This window comes from Dactylosporangium sp. NPDC050588 (genome assembly GCF_040654975.1).
Lineage (GTDB): Bacteria > Actinomycetota > Actinomycetes > Mycobacteriales > Micromonosporaceae > Dactylosporangium > Dactylosporangium maewongense.
In genome coordinates this window covers 124637-145915 of the sequence record NZ_JBFAJA010000008.1, presented here as the reverse complement: position 1 = coordinate 145915, position 21279 = coordinate 124637, and the positions used below count along the sequence as shown (strand labels likewise).

General features: G+C 70.3%; 17 protein-coding genes and 2 pseudogenes. 16 read left to right on the top strand and 3 right to left on the bottom strand.

Annotated features, from left to right (window positions below; all coding sequences use genetic code 11):
- Window positions 1-11: 11 nt before the first annotated feature.
- Entirely contained in the window at window positions 12-1436 is a 1425-nt protein-coding gene (locus AB0I21_RS07520) for an aldehyde dehydrogenase family protein (RefSeq protein WP_360559563.1), read from the top strand.
- Here AB0I21_RS07520 and AB0I21_RS07515 read toward each other — a convergent pair.
- A complete protein-coding gene (locus AB0I21_RS07515) occupies window positions 1408-2385 on the bottom strand; it encodes a cation diffusion facilitator family transporter (RefSeq protein ID WP_360559562.1) in 978 nt (325 codons plus the stop codon). The genes AB0I21_RS07520 and AB0I21_RS07515 overlap by 29 nt on opposite strands.
- 123 nt (window positions 2386-2508) lie before the next feature.
- Between AB0I21_RS07515 and AB0I21_RS07510 the strand changes: the two genes are divergently transcribed.
- From AB0I21_RS07510 to AB0I21_RS07440, 15 genes and pseudogenes are all read left to right on the top strand, one after another.
- Entirely contained in the window at window positions 2509-3879 is a 1371-nt protein-coding gene (locus AB0I21_RS07510; protein WP_360559561.1) for a phosphomannomutase/phosphoglucomutase, read from the top strand.
- A 30-nt stretch (window positions 3880-3909) separates the two neighbouring features.
- Window positions 3910-4071, top strand: a pseudogene (locus AB0I21_RS07505) (Trm112 family protein); the annotation flags it as partial.
- 89 nt (window positions 4072-4160) lie between these two features.
- On the top strand, window positions 4161-5369 hold the full coding sequence (locus tag AB0I21_RS07500) for an SIS domain-containing protein (protein ID WP_360559560.1): 1209 nt from the start codon (window positions 4161-4163) through the stop codon (window positions 5367-5369).
- A complete protein-coding gene (locus AB0I21_RS07495; protein ID WP_360559559.1) occupies window positions 5366-6325 on the top strand; it encodes a cation diffusion facilitator family transporter in 960 nt (319 codons plus the stop codon). Before AB0I21_RS07500 ends, AB0I21_RS07495 begins: the two co-directional genes overlap by 4 nt.
- A 1-nt stretch (window position 6326) precedes the next feature.
- The gene (gene manA / locus AB0I21_RS07490) at window positions 6327-7460 is read left to right on the top strand and encodes a mannose-6-phosphate isomerase, class I (RefSeq protein ID WP_360559558.1); all 1134 of its coding nucleotides are present in this window, start codon (window positions 6327-6329) and stop codon (window positions 7458-7460) included.
- A gap of 311 nt (window positions 7461-7771) precedes the next feature.
- Complete coding sequence (ahcY, locus tag AB0I21_RS07485) at window positions 7772-9262, top strand: adenosylhomocysteinase (protein ID WP_360559557.1); 1491 nt, start codon at window positions 7772-7774, stop codon at window positions 9260-9262.
- Window positions 9263-9425: 163 nt separating this feature from the next.
- Window positions 9426-10268, top strand: a complete 843-nt coding sequence (efeU, locus tag AB0I21_RS07480; RefSeq protein WP_360559556.1) for an iron uptake transporter permease EfeU — start codon at window positions 9426-9428, stop codon at window positions 10266-10268.
- 31 nt (window positions 10269-10299) lie between these two features.
- Window positions 10300-11442: an iron uptake system protein EfeO gene (gene efeO / locus AB0I21_RS07475; RefSeq protein WP_360559555.1), complete on the top strand. Its 1143-nt coding sequence runs from the start codon at window positions 10300-10302 to the stop codon at window positions 11440-11442.
- Window positions 11443-11488: 46 nt separating this feature from the next.
- Entirely contained in the window at window positions 11489-12748 is a 1260-nt protein-coding gene (gene efeB, locus AB0I21_RS07470) for an iron uptake transporter deferrochelatase/peroxidase subunit (protein ID WP_344501624.1), read from the top strand.
- A 285-nt stretch (window positions 12749-13033) separates the two neighbouring features.
- Window positions 13034-14791 carry an ABC transporter family substrate-binding protein gene (locus AB0I21_RS07465; protein WP_360559554.1) on the top strand — a complete coding sequence of 586 codons (1758 nt, stop codon included), beginning with the start codon at window positions 13034-13036 and terminating at the stop codon, window positions 14789-14791.
- A 78-nt stretch (window positions 14792-14869) separates the two neighbouring features.
- Complete coding sequence (locus AB0I21_RS07460) at window positions 14870-15856, top strand: ABC transporter permease (protein WP_360559553.1); 987 nt, start codon at window positions 14870-14872, stop codon at window positions 15854-15856.
- Entirely contained in the window at window positions 15849-16760 is a 912-nt protein-coding gene (locus tag AB0I21_RS07455) for an ABC transporter permease (RefSeq protein ID WP_360559552.1), read from the top strand. Before AB0I21_RS07460 ends, AB0I21_RS07455 begins: the two co-directional genes overlap by 8 nt.
- The gene (locus tag AB0I21_RS07450; protein ID WP_360559551.1) at window positions 16757-17878 is read left to right on the top strand and encodes an ABC transporter ATP-binding protein; all 1122 of its coding nucleotides are present in this window, start codon (window positions 16757-16759) and stop codon (window positions 17876-17878) included. The genes AB0I21_RS07455 and AB0I21_RS07450 overlap by 4 nt, the downstream gene beginning before the upstream one ends.
- Window positions 17875-18915, top strand: a complete 1041-nt coding sequence (locus tag AB0I21_RS07445; protein ID WP_354890922.1) for an oligopeptide/dipeptide ABC transporter ATP-binding protein — start codon at window positions 17875-17877, stop codon at window positions 18913-18915. Before AB0I21_RS07450 ends, AB0I21_RS07445 begins: the two co-directional genes overlap by 4 nt.
- Window positions 18916-19196: 281 nt before the next feature.
- Window positions 19197-19385: a hypothetical protein gene (locus AB0I21_RS07440; RefSeq protein WP_360559550.1), complete on the top strand. Its 189-nt coding sequence runs from the start codon at window positions 19197-19199 to the stop codon at window positions 19383-19385.
- Between the two features lie 91 nt (window positions 19386-19476).
- Here the strand turns inward: AB0I21_RS07440 and AB0I21_RS07435 are convergent.
- Together AB0I21_RS07435 and AB0I21_RS07430 are read right to left on the bottom strand one after the other, a co-directional pair.
- Window positions 19477-19679, bottom strand: a pseudogene (locus AB0I21_RS07435) (transposase); the annotation flags it as partial.
- Window positions 19680-20269: 590 nt separating this feature from the next.
- On the bottom strand, window positions 20270-21205 hold the full coding sequence (locus AB0I21_RS07430) for an RDD family protein (protein ID WP_360559549.1): 936 nt from the start codon (window positions 21203-21205) through the stop codon (window positions 20270-20272).
- Window positions 21206-21279: the final 74 nt, after the last annotated feature.

Below are 21279 nucleotides of genomic sequence, written 5' to 3'. Positions count from 1 at the left end.
AGGCTTTCAGTGTGACCCCGTTCTTCATCGCCGGCCGACCGGCGACCAGCGACGACGCCGTCGAGATCCGTCACCCGTTCGACGGCCGGGTGGTCGGCAGCACCGCCAACGCCACCCCGGCGCAGGTCGAGGAGGCCGTCGCCGCGGCCGACGCGGTCCGTGCGAAGGCCGCCGCCCTCCCGGCGAGCGTCCGGGCCGCGGCGCTGGACCACGTGAGCGCCCGGCTGAAGGAGCGCGCCGAGGAGGTCGCCCAGCTGATCACGGGGGAGAACGGCAAGCCCCTGAAGTGGTCCCGGGGCGAGGTGGGCCGGGCGGTGTCCACGTTCCGCTGGGCCGCCGAGGAGGCCCGCCGCTTCTCCGGCGCCGTGCAGCGACTCGACACCGACCCCGCCGCGACCGGCCGGATCGCCCTGGTCAAGCGCGTGCCGAAGGGTCCGGTGCTCGGCATCGCTCCGTTCAACTTCCCGCTCAACCTGGTCGCGCACAAGGTCGCCCCGGCGATCGCGGTCGGCGCGCCGATCGTGCTGAAGCCGGCGCCGGCGACCCCGCTCAGCGCGCTGCTGCTCGGCGAGATCCTCGCCGAGACCGACCTGCCCGAGGGCATGTGGTCGATCCTGCCGATCCCCAACGACCGGGCGCCGGCACTGGTCGCCGACCCGCGCCTGCCGGTGGTGTCCTTCACCGGATCCGGCCCGGTCGGCTGGCAGATCCGCGAGGCCGTGCCCCGCAAGCACGTCACGCTCGAGCTCGGCGGCAACGCCGCGGTCCTGGTCTGCGAGGACTGGGACGACCTCGACTGGGCCGCGACCCGCGTCGCGACGTTCTCCAACTACCAGGCCGGGCAGAGCTGCATCGCGGTGCAGCGGGTGTATGTCCACGACCGGCACTTCGACGCGCTCACCGAGCGCCTGGTCGCGGCGGTCGAGGCGCAGGTGACCGGCTCGCCGTGGGAGGACGCCACCGACGTCGGCCCGCTGATCAGCGAGGCCGCCGCCGAGCGGGTGGAGTCCTGGGTCGGCGAGGCCGTCGCGGCGGGCGCGAAGCTGCTCACCGGCGGCACCCGCGACGGCGCCAACTACGCCCCGACGGTCCTGACCGGCGTGCCCCGCGACGCGAAGGTCGCCTGCGAGGAGGTCTTCGGCCCCGTCCTCGTGCTGGAGCGGGTCGAGTCCGACGAGACCGGGCTCGCCGCCGTCAACGACTCGCAGTACGGGCTGCAGGCCGGCGTCTTCACCCGCCGTCTCGACCGCGCCTTCGAGGCCCACCGGGTCCTCGACGTCGGCGGCATCGTCGTCGGCGACGTCCCCAGCTACCGCGCCGACCAGATGCCCTACGGTGGTGCCAAGGCCAGCGGCGTCGGGCGCGAAGGCCTCGCCAGCGCCATGACCGACTACACCGAGGACCGCGTCATGGTGCTGACGGGTCTGCAGCTGTAGGAGCCGCGGAGCCCGGCGGCTTGGCCTGCGTCTCGTGCAGGCGCTGGTCCCAGACGTCGGGCTCCAGGAAGATGAAGCACTCGTCGTCGAGGTCCTCGCGGATGCGCGCCTCGGCCCGGTTGATCGCCTCCGCGGCGTGCGCCACCGTCTCGTCCGGTCTGAACGCGACCTTGGCGGCGATCAGCAGCTGGTCGGGGCCGAGATGCATGGTGCGCAGGTGGATCAGCCGATCGACGAACGGCTCGACGGCCGCCTCGATGCGCCGCAGCGTCTCCTGGTCGGCGGACTCGCCGATCAGCAGGCTGCGCATCCGCATCGACAGGGTGATCGAGATGATGACCAGCAGGATGCCGATCGCGATCGTCCCGACCGCGTCCCACCGGCCGTCGCCGGTGACGACGGCGAGGGTGATGCCGACCGCGGCGAAGAACAGGCCGGTCAGCGCGCCGAAGTCCTCGGCGAGCACCACCGGCAGCTCCGGCGAGCGGGTGGTCCGGATGAACCGCAGCCACGGCAGCCCGCGCCGCTCGGGCTGCGCCTCGTGCACCGCCGTCCGCAGCGAGAAGGACTCCAGCGCGATCGACACGCCGAGCACGGCGAACGCCCACACCGGCGACTCGACCGGCTCGGGGGAGTGCAGCTTCTCGTACCCCTCGAACAGCGCGAAGACGCCGCCGACCAGGAAGATGATGAGCGTCACGAGGAACCCGTAGAAGTAGCGGAAGCGCTGGTAGCCGAACGGGTGCAGCGGCGAGGCCTCCCGCTTGGCGCGCCGGCCGCCGATGAGCAGCAGCAACTGGTTGGTGGTGTCCGCCACCGAGTGCACGGCCTCGGCCAGCATCGCCGAGGACCCCGTGAAGAGGAACGCGACGAACTTGCTGACGGCGATGCCGAGGTTGGCGGCGAACGCGGCGATGATCGCCCTGATGGAGTTACCTTCCTCGGCCACGTATCCCCCTGTACCACACCGGCGACATGAACTAACACCGGCAACCCCGGACTGACACGTGTGCGGAACCTCGCGGCACTAGGCTTCGCGGTAGGACCAGCGCCCACGACAGGAGCACGGACTGTGATCGACCTGAGCCGGATCGTCAAGGCCTACGACGTGCGGGGGACGGTGCCCGACCAGCTCGACGAGCCGGTCGCGGAGGCCCTCGGCCGCGCGTTCGTCCAGACGCTGCGCAGCCGGGGAGAGTTCGCGGAGCGCGTCGTGACGGCGCACGACATGCGCGAGTCGGGTCCGGCGCTCGCGTCGGCGTTCGCGGCGGGTGTACGGGCGGAGGGCGCCGACGTCGTCGAGGCGGGGCTGGGCTCCACGGACCTGCTGTACTTCGCCTCCGGCACGCTCGACCTCCCCGGTGCCATGTTCACGGCGAGTCACAATCCCGCCCAGTACAACGGCATCAAGCTGTGCAAGCAGGGGGCGAAGCCCGTCGGGCAGGACTCGGGCCTCGCCGAGATCCGCGAGCGGGCCCAGGCGATCCTGGAAGGCCGCGGGGAGCCGCCGGCCGGCGGGCGCGAGGGCGGGATCGAGCAGCGCGGCATGCTGACCGCCTACGCGGCGTACCTGCGCGGCCTGGTCGACCTGAGCGGCATCCGCCCGCTCACCGTCGTCGTCGACGCGGGCAACGGCATGGGCGGCTACACGGTGCCGGCGGTGCTCGGCGACGGCCTGCCGCTGACGATCATCCCGCTGTACTTCGAGCTGGACGGCTCGTTCCCCAACCACGAGGCCAACCCGCTGGAGCCGGCCAACCTGGTGGACCTGCAGGCAAAGGTCCGCGAGACCGGCGCCGACCTGGGCCTGGCCTTCGACGGCGACGCCGACCGCTGCTTCGTCGTCGACGAGCGCGGCGAGGCCGTCTCGCCCTCGACGATCACGTCGATGGTGGCGGTCCGCGAGCTGGCGAAGACCCCCGGCGCCACGATCATCCACAATCTCATCACCTCCCGGGCCGTGCCGGAGATCGTGCGCGAGCACGGTGGCACCCCGGTGCGCACCCGCGTCGGGCACTCGTTCATCAAGGCCGAGATGGCCACGACCGGCGCCGTGTTCGGCGGCGAGCACTCCGCGCACTACTACTTCCGCGACTTCTGGGGCGCCGACACCGGCATGCTCGCCGCGATGCACACGCTCGCGATGCTCGGCGGGCAGGGCGCCCCGCTGTCGGCGCTGACCAAGGACTACGTCCGCTACGCGGACTCCGGGGAGATCAACTCCACGGTCGCCGACCCGGCCGCGAAGCTCGCCGAGATCCAGGCCGCGTATCCGGTCCCGGTCGACCACCTCGACGGGATCACGCTGGACTTCCCCGACGGCAGCTGGGTCAGCGTGCGCCCGTCCAACACGGAGCCTCTCCTGCGGCTTAACGTTGAGGCGCCGACCGCCGAGCGGATGGCAGCCCTGCGCGATGAAATGCTGGCTGTCATCCGCCGCTGACGAACGCTGCTAGAAGGAGTTGGATCAGACGTGTCCGTCGACCCCGCCCTGCTGTCCATCCTGCGCTGCCCAGACGAGCACCACGCCGAGCTCACGCTCGACGCGGAGGCGCAGACGCTGACCTGCACGTCCTGCGGCCGGATCTTCGAGATCCGGGACGGCATCCCCGTCCTCCTGCTCGACGAGGCCCGGCTTCCCGAGGGCGGCGGCAGCGCTCCCGTCTCCGGTGACAGCGCTCCCGTCGCCGGCGGCGAGTCCCCGCTCACCGAAGGCGGCGCCGCGTGAACCCGCTCGAGGGCACCGCGGGCGTCCGCGGCCATCGCGAGATCGACCTGTCGCTGCTCGACGACGCCGCCGCGCTGGAGCGCAACGACCCGGGCGGCATGCTGCGCGCCACCGCGTCGGCCGGCGCCCAGGTCCGCGAGTCGGCGGCGCTCGCCGCGGAGACCGACCTGAGCGCCCTGGCCGACGAGGGCCGCCCCCGGGCGGTCGTCGTCGCCGGGGTCGGCACCGCCGCCCGCACCGGCGACATCCTGGAGACGGTCGCGGGCCCCCGCTGCCCGGTGCCGGTCCTCGCGCACCGCAGCGCCGGCATCCCCGGCTGGGTCGGCGCCGCCGACGTCGTCATCGCCGTGTCCGCGTCGGGCCGCTCCCCGGAGGCCCTCGCGGCCGCCGAGGCCGCCGGCCGCCGCGGCGCCCGGCTCGTCGCGATCGGCGCCCCCGACACGCAGCTGCACGCGCTCGCCGACCGGTTCCGGGCGCCGTTCATCCCGGTGCCGCGCCGCGCCCCGGCCCGCGCCAGCCTGTGGGGCCTGGCCGTGCCGGTGCTGCTCGCCGGCCGGCAGCTCGGCCTGGTCAAGGTCAACGAGGCGGACTTCGCGGAGACCGCCGCCCGGCTCGACGCCGACGCCGACCGGTGCCGGATGACCCTCGAGTTGTTCGTCAACCCGGGCAAGAGCCTCGCGCTCGACCTGGCCCGGTCCGTGCCGATCGTGTGGGGCTCCTCGCCGCTGGCGAACGTCGCGGCCCGGCGCTTCGGCGACACGCTCGCCGCCAACGCCCGCTACCCGGCAGTCGCCGGCGCCCTCGGCGAGGCGGGCCGCGGCAGGGTCGGCCTGCTCGACGGCGTCTACGGCGGGCTGGCCGAGGCGGGCCGCGACATCTTCGCCGACCCGTCCGACGAGGACGAGTCGGTGACCCGGCTGCGGCTGGTGCTGCTGCGCGACGGCGGCCTCTCGGCGGACGAGGAGGAGGCCGACGGCGAGCCCTCGGCCGTCGAGGAGAAGCGCGCCGACGCGGTCCAGCAGCTCGCGGAGCGCCGCGGCGTGCGGGTGAGCCTGATCACCGCCGAGGGCGGCTCGGCCCTGGAGCGACTTGCGTCTCTCGTCGCGGTGCCCGACTTCGCTTCGATCTATCTTGGACTCGCGCACGGCTTCGACCCGATGGCCGTGCCCGCGGTCTCGGAGATGAAGGAGCTGGTCAGTCCATGAGCACAGAGGGTGGGACGAAGGCCGTTGTCGCGGCCCTGTTCGCGAACCTCGGCATCGCTGTCACCAAGTTCGTGGCGTTCCTGCTCACCGGCTCGTCGTCGATGCTCGCCGAGTCGATCCACTCCGTCGCCGACTCCGGCAACCAGGGGCTGCTGCTCTTCGGTGGCCGGCAGTCCAAGCGGCGGGCCGACGCCGAGCACCCGTTCGGCTACGGCCGCGAGCGCTATGTCTACGCGTTCGTCGTCGCGGTCGTGCTGTTCTTCGTCGGCGGCATCTTCGCGCTGTACGAGGCCTGGCACAAGATCGGCCACCCGGAGCCGATCGACAAGTGGCAGTGGGTCCCGGTCGCCGTGCTGGTCGCCGCGATCGTCATGGAGAGCCTGTCCTTCCGCACCGCCATCCAGGAGACCCAGAAGATCAAGGGCGACGCCACCTGGTGGCAGTTCATCCGCCGGGCGAAGCAGCCGGAGCTGCCGGTCATCCTGCTCGAGGACCTCGCCGCCCTCGTCGGCCTGGTCCTCGCGCTGTTCGGCGTCGGGCTGACGCTGATCACCGGTGACGGCATCTGGGACGGCATCGGCACGGCCGCCATCGGCGTCCTGCTGATCGTGGTCGCCGCGATTCTCGCCGTGGAGATGAAGGGCCTGCTCGTCGGCGAGGCCGCGACCCCGGAGCAGATCGCGCAGATCAAGGCGGCGATCGTCGCCGGTCCCGAGGTCGAGTCGCTGATCCACATGCGCACCGTCCACCTGGGCCCCGACGAGCTGCTGGTCGCGGCGAAGATCGCGGTCCGGCACGACGAGACCGCGGGCGAGGTCGCCCGTGGCATCGACGCGGCCGAGGCCCGGATCCGGGCGGCGGTCCCGATCGCCCGGATGATCTACCTGGAGCCCGACATCTACCAGGCAGGTAAGCCCGCGAAGACGGACCTGCCGGACACCGCGGAGGCGCACTAGCGTGGAGCTGCTCGACAGTCCGATCCGCAAGTACGCGTGGGGGTCGCAGACCGCGATCGCCACGCTGCAGGGGCGCCCCGCGCCGACGGCAGAGCCGGAGGCGGAGCTGTGGATGGGCGCGCACCCCGCGAGCCCGTCCCGCCTCGCGGTGAGCGGCACGACCCTCACCGACGCGATCGCCGCGGACCCGGCCGGCCTGCTCGGCGCGGCCGGGGTCGAGCGCTTCGGGGCCCGGCTGCCCTTCCTGCTGAAGATCCTCGCGGCGGCCCAGCCGCTGTCGCTGCAGGCGCACCCGACGCTCGCCCAGGCCCGGGAGGCGCACGCGGCGGGCCACCCGTCCTACGTGGACGCGTGGCACAAGCCGGAGATGCTGGTCGCGCTCACCGAGTTCGACGCGCTGTGCGGCTTCCGGGACCCGGCGGTCACGGCCGCCGACCTGGCCGCGCTCGGTGTCGCGGGGCTGGAGGAGACCGTCGGCGCGCTGCGCCAGCACGACAAGGCCGCCGCCCTGCACGACGCGGTGCGCGGCCTGCTGGCCAAGCCCGACGCGGCGCTGGTGGACGAGGTCGTGGCGGCGTGCGCCGGCCGCGGCGGGCCCTACACCCTGGCCGTGGAGCTCGCCGAGCAGTACCCGGGGGACGCCGGCGTCATCGTCGCGATGCTGCTCAACCGGGTCCGGCTGCACCCCGGCGAGGCGGTCTGGATGCCCGCGGGCAACCTGCACGCCTACCTGCGGGGCGTCGGCGTGGAGATCATGGCCGCCTCCGACAACGTGCTGCGGGGCGGCCTGACCCCGAAGCACGTCGACGTCGAGGAGCTGCTGCGGGTGCTGCGCTTCGAGGTGCTCGACGATCCCGTCACGCGTCCCACGCAGGTCGGGCCGGGTCTCGTGACCTGGCCGGTGCCGGTCGGCGACTTCACCCTGCACCGGGCGGTCCTGGACGGTGGGACCCCGGCGGTCCGGCTGCCCGGTGGCGGCCCGCGGATCGTGCTCTGCGTGCGCGGTGGCGTCCGGGTCGACGACGGCGTGGTGCCGGTCACCCTCGAAGCCGGGCAGGCGGCCTTCGCCCCCGCGTCCCGGGGGGAGCTGGCGATCAGCGGCGAGGGCGACGTCTTCCAGGCCGCCACCCCGTAAAGGCCGCAACCCAAAACGCGGCATCTTGTCCGTATTTGCCTTGACATTACGACTGCGCAGGGTAGTGTTCTGACTACGCAGGGTTCGACGTTGAGTCTGAGCCTCACGCGGGAGAGCCAAACCGGGGGGAAGCACGGGGCGGTGAGAGTGATCTCACCGCCCCGTGCGCTGTCCAAAGGCCGGTGGTCATCACTAGTGCCATGCCGCGTACCGTAAGAGTCGCGCCGCTTTGGGCCTGGCCGCGACTGGTCGATCAGCGCGGCTCGCACTCGGGCCCAGATCCAGATCCGGCCCACAGACCAGGAGACTGCATGACCAGCACGCTGCCGCCGCGGATCGCCCAGGGCGACCGCCCGAAGACCGTGGCCGAGGGTGACTTCAAGGTTGCCGACCTCTCCCTCGCGGCCTTCGGGCGCAAGGAGATCCAGCTCGCCGAGCACGAGATGCCCGGCCTGATGGCGATCCGCCGTGAGTTCGCCGCGTCGCAGCCGCTGCGGGGCGCGCGGATCACCGGTTCGCTGCACATGACGATCCAGACCGCGGTGCTGATCGAGACCCTCGCCGCGCTCGGCGCGCAGGTGCGCTGGGCCAGCTGCAACATCTTCTCGACGCAGGACCACGCCGCCGCCGCGATCGCGGTCGGCCCGGAGGGCACGCCGGAGAACCCGTCCGGCATCCCGGTCTACGCCTGGAAGGGCGAGACCCTGGAGGAGTACTGGTGGTGCACCGAGCAGGTCCTGCTGTGGCCGGACGGCGAGGCGCCCAACATGATCCTCGACGACGGCGGTGACGCCACGCTGCTCGTGCACAAGGGTGCCGAGTTCGAGGGCATCGGCGCGGTCCCGGCGGTCGACACCGCCGACTCGGAGGAGTACGCGGTCATCCTCCAGCTGCTGCACACCTCGCTGAGCGAGGACAAGGGCCGCTGGTCCAAGGTCGCCGCCGGCATCAAGGGCGTGACCGAGGAGACCACCACCGGCGTGCACCGGCTCTACGAGATGCACCAGCAGGGCAAGCTGCTCTTCCCGGCGATCAACGTCAACGACTCGGTCACCAAGTCGAAGTTCGACAACAAGTACGGCTGCCGCCACTCGCTCATCGACGGCATCAACCGGGCCACCGACGTGCTGATCGGCGGCAAGGTCGCGGTCGTGTTCGGCTACGGCGACGTCGGCAAGGGCTGCGCGGAGTCGCTGCGCGGCCAGGGCGCCCGCGTCATCGTCACCGAGGTCGACCCGATCTGCGCGCTGCAGGCCGCCATGGACGGCTACCAGGTCGCCACCATCGAGGACGTCGTCTCCACCGCGGACATCTTCATCACCGCGACCGGCTGCCTCGACGTGCTGACCGCCGACCACATGGCGCAGATGAAGCACCAGGCGATCGTCGGCAACATCGGCCACTTCGACAACGAGATCGACATGGCCGGCCTGACCAAGCGCTCCGACGTCAAGCGGATCAACATCAAGCCGCAGGTCGACGAGTGGAAGTTCGACGACGGCCACTCGATCATCGTGCTGTCGGAGGGCCGCCTGCTCAACCTGGGCAACGCGACCGGCCACCCGAGCTTCGTGATGTCCAACAGCTTCACCAACCAGGTCATCGCGCAGATCGAGCTGTTCACCAAGCTCGAGGACTACCCGGTCGGCGTCTACACGCTGCCCAAGCACCTCGACGAGAAGGTCGCCCGGCTGCACCTGGACGCCCTCGGCGTCAAGCTCACCGAGCTGTCCAAGAAGCAGGCCGAGTACCTCGGTATCCCGGTCGAGGGCCCCTACAAGCCCGAGCACTACCGCTACTGAGCCGCCAGCACCACGAAGCAGGCGCCAAGGCGCCGGCGAGACACCAGAGGGCCCGGCCGTTCACACGGCCGGGCCCTCGCGCTTCTACAACTTGTAGAACCGGGGCCCCGCCGGTAAGGTAACGCTGACCTAAGTAAGGTTCGGCTAACCTGCGGAGCCCCGAATGACCGCCATCTACCTGATCGGCCTGCGTGAAGGGCTTGAGATCACCCTGGTGGTCTCCATTCTCGTCGCCTTCCTGGTCAAGAGCGAGCGCAAGCCCCTGCTGAAGTTCGTGTGGGCCGGGGTGGCCGCCGCCGCGCTGCTCTCCATCGGCTTCGCCGCCCTCCTCGAGGCGGGCGCGGCGACCCTGAGCTTCGAGCAGCAGGAGCTGTTCGAGGCGTGCGCGTCGTTCGCCGCCGTGGTCTTCGTGACCTGGATGATCTTCTGGATGCGCCGGATGGCCCGCCGGATGGCCGCCGAGCTGCGCGGGCGGCTCGAGGAGGCGATCCAGGTCGGCGCGTGGGCGATCGCCGGCATGGCCTTCCTCGCCGTGGTCCGTGAGGGCCTGGAGACCTCGATCCTGTTCTACGCCGCAGCCCAGGGCACGCAGGACTCCGCCGAGCCGCTGATCGGCATCAGCCTCGGCCTGCTCACCTCGGTCGTGCTCGGCTGGCTGCTGTACGTCAGCGCCGTCCGCATCAACCTGACCCGCTTCTTCACCTGGACCGGCGCGCTGCTCGTCCTCGTCGCCGCCGGGATCTTCAAGTACGGGGTGCACGACCTGCAGGAGAGCGGTGTCCTGCCGGGGATCAACACGCACGCGTACGACGTGACCGGCGCGCTGCCGCCCGACGCCTGGTACGCCGAGCTGCTCCGCGGCATGTTCAACATCACGCCGCAGCCGACGGTGCTGGAGACGGTCGCCTGGCTCGCCTATGGCATCCCGGTCCTCTTCCTGTTCCTGCTGCCGCTGCTGAAGAAGACCCCGAAGCCGGCGCCGGCGCCGGTCTCCACCGCCGTCTGAACGCCCGCACCCTCACTTCCGTAGGAGAACCATGCGTAAATCAGCCCTGATCGCGGTGAGCGCGGGCGCTGCCGCGGCGCTGAGCCTCGCCGGTTGCGGCGACAGCAAGGACGGCGCCAAGGCCGGTGGCGAGGCCGGCAACGGCAAGATCGCCGTCACCGCGACCGACACCGAGTGCAAGGTCTCCAAGACCGAGGTCACGTCCGGGCCGGTGACGTTCACGGTCAGCAACAAGGGCGCCAAGGTCACCGAGTTCTACGTCTTCGCCGCCGGCGACCGGATCATGGGCGAGGTCGAGAACGTGGCGCCCGGGCTGAGCCGCGAGCTCATCGTCGAGCTGCCCGCCGGCACGTACGAGACGGCCTGCAAGCCCGGCATGGCCGGCAAGGGCATCCGTGGCGGCTTCAAGGCCACCGGCGACGCCAAGCCGCTCACCGACGACGCGAAGCTCGCCCAGGCGACGCAGGACTACCAGCGCTACGTGAAGAGCCAGACCGGCGCGCTGATCGACAAGACCACCGAGTTCGTCGACGCGGTCAAGGCCGGCGACATGGAGAAGGCCAAGGCGCTCTTCCCGATCGCCCGCACGTACTGGGAGCGCATCGAGCCCGTGGCGGAGAGCTTCGGCGACCTCGACCCGGCGATCGACGCCCGCGAGGCGGACCTGGAGGCCGGCCAGGAGTGGACCGGCTTCCACAAGATCGAGAAGGACCTCTGGGTCACCAAGGACGTCAGCAAGTCCGGCCCGACCGCCGACAAGCTGCTCGCCGACGTCAAGACGATCGTGGAGAAGGCCAACAGCGTGCAGCTGTCGCCGCTGAACCTGGCCAACGGTGCCAAGGAGCTGCTCGACGAGGTCGCCACCGGCAAGATCACCGGCGAGGAGGACATCTTCTCGCACACGGACCTGTGGGACTTCGCCGCCAACCTCGAAGGCTCGCGCGCCGCGATCGCCGCGCTCCGCCCGATGATCGAGGAGAAGGACGCCGCCCTCGCCAAGACGCTCGAGGACAAGTTCGCCGCGGCGCAGGCCGAGCTCGACAAGCACCGCAAGGGCGACGGCTGGAAGCTGCACAACGAGCTGTCCGAGACCGAGCTCAAGCAGCTCGGCGACGCGATCAACGCCCTCGCCGAGCCGATCAGCAAGGTCGCCCCGCTGGTCGCCGCCAAGTAGCGCGGCGGCAGGCCGTACCGACGCAGCCAACGCGAAAGGAAGAGCGATGGATCGCCGCAAGATGCTCGGGCTCACCGGTGCGGGCGTCGTGGGCGCCGCGGCAGGGGGCGTGGCGGGGGTGACGCTGATCGACGGCGCCACCCACCCGGCCCAGGCCTCCGACGCGGGTGCGGCGATCCCGTTCTACGGCGAGCACCAGGCCGGCATCGTCACGCCGGCCCAGGACCGCCTGCACTTCGTCGCCTTCGACGTCATCACCGACAAGAAGGCGGACCTCGTCGAGCTGCTGGAGAAGTGGACGATGGCGGCGGCGCGGATGACCGCGGGCCGCGACGCCGGCAGCATCGGCGCGGTCGCCGGCGCCCCGGAGGCCGCCCCGGACGACACGGGCGAGGCGATCGGCCTGCCGCCGTCGGGCCTGACGATCACGATCGGCTTCGGGCCGACGCTGTTCCGCACCGCCGACGGCAAGGACCGTTTCGGCATCGCCGACAAGCGGCCGGCGGCCCTCGCCGACCTGCCGCGCTTCGCCAAGGACACGCTCAAGCCGGAGATCTCCGGCGGCGACATCTGCATCCAGGCGTGCGCGCACGACCCGCAGGTGGCGGTGCACGCCGTGCGCAACCTCGCCCGCATCGGCTTCGGGGTGGTCAGCGTCCGCTGGACGCAGCTGGGCTTCGGCCGCACCTCGTCGACCTCCCGCGGCCAGGTCACCGCGCGCAACCTGTTCGGGTTCAAGGACGGCACCGCCAACCTGAAGGCCGAGGACACCCAGCTGCTCAAGGAGCAGCTGTGGGTGCAGCCGGGCGACGGCGCGGAGTGGATGACCGGCGGCTCCTACGTCGTCACCCGCAAGATCCGGATGCTCATCGAGACGTGGGACCGCACGTCGCTCGGCGAGCAGGAGGCGATCATCGGCCGGGACAAGGGCGAGGGCGCGCCGCTGGGCGGCAAGGCCGAGTTCGACCTGCCGAAGTTCGACGCGAAGGGCGCGGACGGCGGGCCGGCCATCGCCGCGGACGCGCACGTGCGGCTCGCGCACCCCGACGCCAACGAGGGCGCGCGGCTGCTGCGGCGCGGGTACAACTTCGTCGATGGATCGGACGGGCTCGGCCGCCTCGACGCAGGGCTGTTCTTCATCGCCTACCAGCGGGATCCGCGCCGGCAGTTCGTGCCGATGCAGACCCGGCTCGCCCGGCAGGACGCGCTCAACGAGTACATCCGCCATGTGTCAAGTGGTTTGTTCGCCTGCCCTCCCGGCATCCGTGCCGCCGACGACTTCTGGGGTCGGGCGCTCTTCGCGTAGTTTCGACTGATTCGAAGGCATGTTTCTCGGATATTTCGGGCGCAAGTCAGCAAGATCTACTTTCACCATCTGTAACAACCGCACTTCAGAACGTCCATTTCGTTGGGCAAATGGTCGGCCAACAGTCCGCATAACGGGACAGTTACGAATCTCTACATCCTCTATGCAGGTTGCCCATCGCGTCGTTTCCTTTAGGCACCACAACGCAGCCTGGTTGGCCCACGGTCGTGCCCGCGACCGCGGACTCATCGTGGCCAGGGCTGTCGTTCCTGACTGGAGGAGACCATGCGCACGAGATCGAAGGGGCTCACCAGCCTCGTCGCGGTCGCGGCGGCTTCGCTGCTCACGTTGACCGCCTGCGGTGGCGGGAGTGACACCAAGAAGGAGACGCCGACGTCCAACGCCGGCTTCGCCGACTGCGAGAAGAGCCCGAACACCTGCAACAGCGGCAACACCAAGCCGGGCGGTGAATACATCTTCGGCCTCGAGCAGAGCTTCACCAGCTGGAACATCACCACTGAAGAGGGCAACACGCTCGTCGCCTCGCAGGCGCTGTCGGGTGTCATCCCGCAGGTCTACAAGTCCGACCCGAGCGGCCAGCTCACCCTCAACGCCGACCTCATGACCTCGGCCGAGCTCACCAACCAGAACCCGCAGACCGTGGTCTACAAGATCAAGGCCGACGCGGTCTGGAACGACGGCACCGCGATCAGCGCCGACGACTTCATCTTCGGCTGGAAGCAGAACTCCGGGAAGAAGGAGCACTGCTCGGAGTGCACGCCCGCCAGCACCTCCGGCTATGACCTGATCAAGAGCATCGTCGGCTCCGACAACGGCAAGACCGTGACGGTGACCTTCGACGACGGCAAGACCTACGCCGACTGGAAGGGCCTCTACTCCACCGACGGCCTCTACCCGGCCCACCTCGCGACCAAGCAGGGCTTCGACCTGAACAAGCCCGAGGGCGTCAACAGCGCCGCCAACTGGTTCAGCGAGACCGTGCCGACCTGGTCCGGCGGCCCGCTGGTCATCGACACGTTCAACAAGGACCAGTCGCTGGTGCTCAAGAAGAACGACAAGTGGTACGGCAAGGTCAAGCCGTCCCTGGACAAGGTCGTCTTCAAGTTCGTGATCGACCAGGGCAGCGTCATCCCGGCCCTGAAGAACAAGGAGATCACCGGCATGTCGCCGCAGCCGAACGCGGCTCTGGTGAACGGCGCGGCCGAGACGCCCGGTGTCATCTACCGCATCGGCCACGGGTACCAGTGGGAGCACCTGGACCTGAACCTGAAGAACAAGTACCTGTCCGACCTCGCGCTGCGCCAGGCGATCTTCACCGCGATCAACGTCAAGTCGGTCATCGACAAGACCTACGGTGTGTTCGACAAGGCCGCGAAGCCGCTCGGCAGCCACAACTTCTTCCCCGGCGACCCGAACTACAAGGACGTCGTGACCCCCACGGGTCAGGGCTCCGGTGACGTCGAGAAGGCCAAGAAGATCCTGACCGACGCCGGCTACAAGATCGAGGGCGGCAAGCTCATCACGAAGTCCGGCGAGGCCGTGCCGCCGCTGCGCTTCCGCCACACCAAGGGCAACCAGCTGCGCGCCACGACCGGTGAGCTGGTCCAGGCGGCCCTGAAGAACATCGGCCTGGACATCAAGATCGAGGTCACCGAGACGCTGGGCAAGACCCTCTCCAGCGCCGACTACGACATGATCATCTTCGCCTGGGTCGGCAGCCCGCTGTACCAGGGCGCGGCCGAGCAGAACTGGGTCACCGGCAACGGCGGCAACTACGGCAGCTACTCCAACGCCGAGGTCGACAAGCTGACCAACGAGGGTGCCCGCTCGCTCGACCCGAAGAAGGCCGCCGAGCTGATCAACCAGGGCGACGAGATCCTGTCGAAGGAGGCCTATGTCCTCCCGATCGCGCAGAAGCCCACGCTGACGTTCACCTACTCGGACTACGTCAACATCCGGGACAACGCGACGCAGTGGAGCCCGACGTACAACATCCAGGAGTGGGGCCAGAAAGCGGCCTGACGCACCGGATCGACGGGGACCCCGGACGCCGCGTGCGTCCGGGGTCCTCCCGCACCTGCCAATAAGCGGAGGAAACTCATGATCGCCTATGCGGTGCGCCGGCTCCTGATCGGAATTCCGGTGCTCATCGCCGCCTCGATATTCGTGTTCGTCATCGCCTCACTGTCGGGCAACCCCATTGACGACATGGAAGCGCGGAACCCACCGGTCCCGCTCGAGACCAGACAGCTGGAGGCCCACCGGCTCGGCCTCGACAAGCCACTCGCCGAACGGTATGTCAGCTGGCTTGGCAACCTCGTCCTGCACGGCGACTTCGGCCAGTCCACCGAGAAGACGCTCAACATCGGCGATCAGATCGGCGATCGGTTGTGGGTCACGCTGCGGCTGGTCTTCGTGGCCATGCTGCTGGCCGTCATCCTGGCCGTGATATCCGGCGTCCTGAGCGCCGTCAAGCAGTACAGCAAGGTCGACTACGGGTTCACCTTCATGGGTTTCCTCGCCCTGTCGATCCCGTCGTTCTGGCTCGCGCTGCTGCTCAAGGAGGCGGGCGTCGCGTACAACCAGAGCACCGGATCGCAGGTCTTCTACACGCTCGGCGACCAGGACTACAACCACGACACCTTCGATACGTGGGGCAAGATCACCGATATCGCGGGGCACATGGTGTTGCCCACCATCTCGCTGACGCTGATCACCTATGCGGCCTGGAGCCGATATCAGCGCAGCGCGATGCTGGAGGTCCTCAACAGTGACTACGTGCGGCTGGCCCGGTCCAAGGGGCTGCGCAGCCGCCAGGTCATGGTCCGCCACGCCCTGCGCACCGCGCTGATCCCCCTGGCCACCATCACGGCCGTCGACATCGGCGGGATCTTCGGCGGCGCGGTGATCACCGAGACCGTCTTCAACTGGTCCGGCATGGGTGTCTACCTGCTGGAATCCGTTACCCGGCGGGACGTCAACTCGTTGCTGGCCTGGCTACTGGTCTCCGGCATCGTGGTGATCGTCTTCAACATCGTCGCCGACCTTCTCTACGCGGTGCTGGACCCGAGGATCCGTTATGAGTAGCTCACTGGTCACCAAGGCTCCCGAGGCCACCCCTGTCCTCACCACCCGCCAGCGCAGCCAGATGGAGCTGGTGCTCCGCCGCTTCCTGCGGCACCGGCTCGCCGTCGGCAGCCTCGTGCTGTTCCTGCTCATCGTCCTGTTCGCGTTCGTCGGCCCGCTGCTGTGGAAATACGACTACGCCTACATCGACGGCCCCAGCTTCTCCCCGCCGTCGGCGGAGTATCCGCTCGGCACCGACCAGGCCGGCCACGACCTGCTCGGCCAGAGCATGCGCGGCACCCAGCAGTCGCTGAAGATCTCGCTGCTGGTCGCGCTGATCGCCACCACCTTCGGCGCGCTGTGGGGCGCCGTCGCGGCCTTCTACCGCAGCTGGGCCGACGGCGTGCTGATGCGCATCGCCGACGTGGTGCTCACGCTGCCCAGCATCGCGATCGCGGTGACCCTGTCGGTCAACCTCCAGGGCGGCGCCAGCTGGTGGGGCCTCGCCCTCGTGCTGTCGTTCCTGGCCTGGGCCGGCATCTCCCGGGTCGTCCGCGGCGTCGTGCTGTCGCTGCGCGAGCAGGAGTTCGTCGAGGCGGCCAAGGCGATGGGCGCCAGCGACCTGCGCATCATCGTGCGGCACCTGCTGCCCAACGCACTCGGCTCGATCATCGTCGCCGCGACCGTCACGATCGCGACCACCATCCTCGCCGAGACCGCGCTGTCCTTCATCGGCTTCGGCGTGCAGCGGCCCGACACCTCGCTGGGCCTGCTCATCAACGACGCCAAGCTCTCCGTGCAGGACCAGCCGTGGCTGTTCTACTTCCCCGGCCTGTTCATCATCCTCATCGCGCTGACGGTCAACTTCATCGGTGACGGCCTGCGCGACGCGTTCGACCCCCGACAGACACTGGTGCGCCGATGACCTCCATCGAACTGAACACCCGCCCAACCGCGACGGACACCGTCCTGGAGGTCGACAACCTCAGCGTCTCGTTCCCCACCGAGGACGGCCTCGTCAAGGCGGTCCGTGGGGTGTCGTACACCTTGCGGCGCGGCGAGACGCTCGGCATCGTCGGCGAGTCGGGCTCCGGCAAGTCGGTCACGTCGCTCGCGCTCATGGGCCTGCTGCCCGGCTCCGCGAAGATCACCGGCTCGGCCCGCTTCCGCGGTGAGGAGCTGCTGGGCAAGAACGACCGCGAGATGAGCAAGATCCGCGGCAAGAACCTGGCAATGATCTTCCAGGACCCGCTGACCTCGCTCAACCCGGTCTACACCATCGGCAAGCAGATCGCCGAGGCCGTGCTCGTGCACCACGACGTCAGCAAGCGGTCGGCCTGGGACCGGGCGGTCGAGCTGCTGAAGGTCGTCGGCATCCCGTACCCGGAGCAGCGGGTCAACAACTACCCGCACGAGATGTCGGGCGGCATGCGCCAGCGGGTCGTCATCGCCATCGCGATGGCGAACAACCCCGAGGTCATGATCGCCGACGAGCCGACCACCGCGCTCGACGTCACCGTCCAGGCGCAGGTCCTGGAGGCCCTCGAGGCGGCCCGCACGGAGATCGGCGCCGCGCTCGTGCTGATCACCCACGACCTCGGCGTCATCGCCGGTCACGCCGACCGGGTGTGCGTCATGTACGCCGGCAAGCTGGTCGAGTCGGGCACCGTCGACGACATCTTCTACCGCCCGCGGATGCCCTACGCCCTCGGCCTGCTGGGCAGCCTGCCCCGCGTCGACGAGGGCCGCGACGCCCGGCTCACGCCGATCGTCGGGACGCCGCCGTCGCTGCTCAACCTGCCGCCCGGCTGCCCCTTCCGGCCCCGCTGCCCGATGGCCCAGGACATCTGCGAGGAGGTCGAGCCCGACCTCCTCCCGGTCGACCTCGACGGCCAGCACACCGCGGCCTGCCACTTCAGCACCCAGCTCGTCGACACCCAGGCCACCGACGTCTTCGCGGTGACCTCCGTCGACGTCGACACCGAAGAGGTCGCGGTGGCCGACACGGACCTGGCCGCCGACACGCCCGAGGACGCCTCATGACCATCGACACCACGAAACCCGCCGTCACCGGCACGGTCATCTCCGCCAAGAACCTGGTCAAGCACTTCCCGGTCCGCTCCCGCGGCATCCTGCGCCGGCGGGTCGGCGAGGTGCACGCCGTCTGCGACGTCTCCTTCGAGATCGGTGGCACCGAGACCCTGGGCCTGGTCGGCGAGTCCGGCTGCGGCAAGTCGACCACGGCCCGCCTGCTGCTCAACCTGATCCGCCCCACCAGCGGCGAGATCCACTACGCGGGCAAGGAGCTCACCGGGCTGTCCCGCTCGCAGATGCGCCCGCTGCGCCGCGACCTGCAGATCGTGTTCCAGGACCCGTTCGCGTCGCTCGACCCGCGCATGACCGTCTTCGAGATCATCGCCGAGCCGCTGCGCATCCACGGCCTCTTCTCCGACGGCGGCCCGGCGAAGGTCCGCGAGCTGATGTCGACGGTCGGCCTCAACGCCGAGCACGGCAACCGCTACCCGCACGAGTTCTCCGGCGGCCAGCGCCAGCGCATCGGGATCGCCCGGGCCCTGGCGCTGCGCCCGAAGGTCCTGGTCCTGGACGAGCCCGTGTCCGCGCTGGACGTCTCCATCCAGGCGGGCGTCATCAACCTGCTCGAGGACCTGCAGAGCGAGCTGGGCCTGTCCTACCTCTTCGTCTCCCACGACCTGTCCGTGGTCAGGCACATCGCCCACCGCGTCGCGGTGATGTACCTCGGCCGGATCGTGGAGACGGCGACGGTCGAGGAGCTGTTCACGAGGGCGTCGCACCCCTACACCCAGGCGCTGATCTCGGCGATCCCGCTGCCCGACCCGCGCAAGGAACGCGTCCGCAAGCGCATCCTCCTCACCGGCGACGTGCCGAGCCCGGTCAACCCGCCGAGCGGCTGCCGCTTCCGCACCCGGTGCCCGAAGTTCGCCACCGAGCTCACCGACACCGAACGCAAGCTCTGCACCGACGAGGTCCCGGCCCTCACCGACCGGGGCCAGGGCCACCGCAGCGCCTGCCACTACGCCGAGGCCGTCAAGCTGGTCTAGGCACTCGCTCCACCTCACCGGCCCCGGCCCGGACCCGCCCACCAGCGAGGCTCCAGCCGGGGCCGTTCGTATTCGGTTTCGAGTCCCGCACCGCACGGCACCCGGCGCCCTCCATCCGCACAGACATTGATCATTTCGTATGCAGATAGCGCAACGTCTATGGAGCAATTGCCGCATTCCGGGGCATTGATCAATGTCTGTGTGGAGAGGAGTGGCTGTGAGAGGCCTGCGAGGAAGAGCGCGAAAAACGAAGGGGGCGGGCTAGGAAGAGCGCGGCGAGCGTGGGGGACGGGCTAGGCAGTGCAGCGTTCGATGACGTTGCGGTGTTTGTGCCGGTCACGATCGAAGGCTGGCGGCCGACCGCCGCGGCTGCCTCTGCGGCGGCGGTTGGCCTGCTGGTCGGCGCGTTCAGGGATGGTGTGCCCGATGCCGAGGGAACGCAGGAAGCCCGGATTGCGTTGGTGCTGTAGCCCTGGTCGGCGATGGCGTGGTCCGGGCGGGTCCGGGGCCGGCCCGGCCGCGCCGGTCGACCTTGATCGAGTCCATGACAGCGGTGAACCGGGTGCAGTCGTTGACGTTGCCGGCGGTGAGGACGAACGCCAGGACACGGCCCGCACCGTCGCAGGCAAGGTGAATCTTCGTGGTCAGTCCGCCACGGAATCGTCCGACGGCGTGAGCCGGTTGCGGGCCCCCACGGGTGTCTGATTCGCCGGGTTCTGCCCGCCCCCTTTGCCGCCGCCGGCGGCGTGCTGATGCACCCGCACGATGCCGCCGGTGACCGGCGAAGGCAGGAACCGCGACAATGCTTCCCACTCGCCATCCGTGAGTGCATATCGACGGACCGCGGGTCAGATCATGCCCGACCCGCGCCTCCTTGAAGACACTGCCTAGGAAGAGCGCGGCGAGCGTGGGGGACGGGCGAGCGGACGCGTGGGCGCGGGGCTGCGGAGGCCGGAAGCGAACACAGTGGAAGTCCGGGAGTCCCATGCGGTGGGGCGGAGAGAGGTCGAAGTAGACCCGGAGCGCGGAGAGTGGAGTGCGGAATGTGGGAGTCCGCGGCGGTGGGGTGCGGACGCGGCGTCCACAGCAGTGGGGAGTCCTGTGGCGGCGCGGTGGGCGGTGTCCGCTAGATAGGAGCCGCAGCGGTGTGGTGTGGTGGGCGGTGTCCGCAGCGGCTGTGCGGCCGGCGGGTGCCTTGGCGGGGCATCGTCGATCGAAGGGGGCGGTGGGTGGTGCGGGGGATTGCCGCCGACGGTGGGGGTCGCTGTTGGCCGATGCCGGGACGTAGCCGGCGTTGACCCAGTCGACGACCTTCTGGGCGGCCTGCTTGGCGCCGTCGGTCTTGATGGTCGGGTCAGCGGGGGACGGCGGGGCGGAGGGCGGTCGGGGGTGGGGGGAGTGGGGCCGGCTCGAACGGGCCGACCAGGTGGGGGCCGGCGGCGGCGTGGAGGTCCGGCCAGACGCTGGACGAGGCGGCGCGGGCCTTGACGAGCTGGGCGGTGGCGCGGCGGTTGCGTTCGGCGATGACGGCGGCCAGGTACGCCCAGCCCGGGGCCTCGCGGGGCGGGGGCGGGGTCGTGCAGAGCGCGACCTCGCGGGCCAGGGCACGGCCGAGGGCGGTGCGGGAGGGCTCGGTGATCTCGCGGTTGCGGGCCAGGAAGTGGCGGACCGCCAGGGCCAGGCTGTCGTCGAGGCCGGTGAGGTCCAGGCGGCTCGCCCATGAGCGCAGCGGCGGCGGCATGGCGGGGACCCAGCCCCAGCTCGCCGGGGTGCGCTCGTGGATGACGATCGTGCCGGCGGCCCAGTCGCCGAGGCGCTTGCCGCTGCGGCCGATGAGCATGGTGCCGAGGCTGGCGACCCAGGTGACGACCGGCAGGAGGAGGCCGGGCCACTCCAGGGCCAGGCCGAGCAGCGCCCGGGTGAAGGCGTGGCGGAAGCGGACCGGGCCGCCGTCGTCGCGGACCACGCGCAGGCCCATGGCGGCCTTGCCGGGAGTGCGGCCGCGCAGGAGGGTCTCGAAGAAGGCCGGGTAGCCCAGGGCCGTGACGACCAGGATGACGGTGAAGATGGCCTGGCCGAGGCCGTCGTCGAAGAGGCCGGCGGCGTCGGTCACGAGGCGCAGGAACGAGGCCGCCACGAACAGGAGCATGAACAGGACGGCCTGGCCGAAGGCGTCGATGATGAGCGCGACGGCCCGTGAGCCGATCCTGGCGACCCGCACGTCCAGCTCGACGGCCTCGCCGCTGACCAGGCGGTCTCCTGGACTTTCGGGGGCCGTGGCGATGCGCATGCGCAACAGTGTCCTACACGGCCGCACCATCGCGCGCACCCGAAGGACCGGGCCACCGGGGGTGCCGGCGCCGT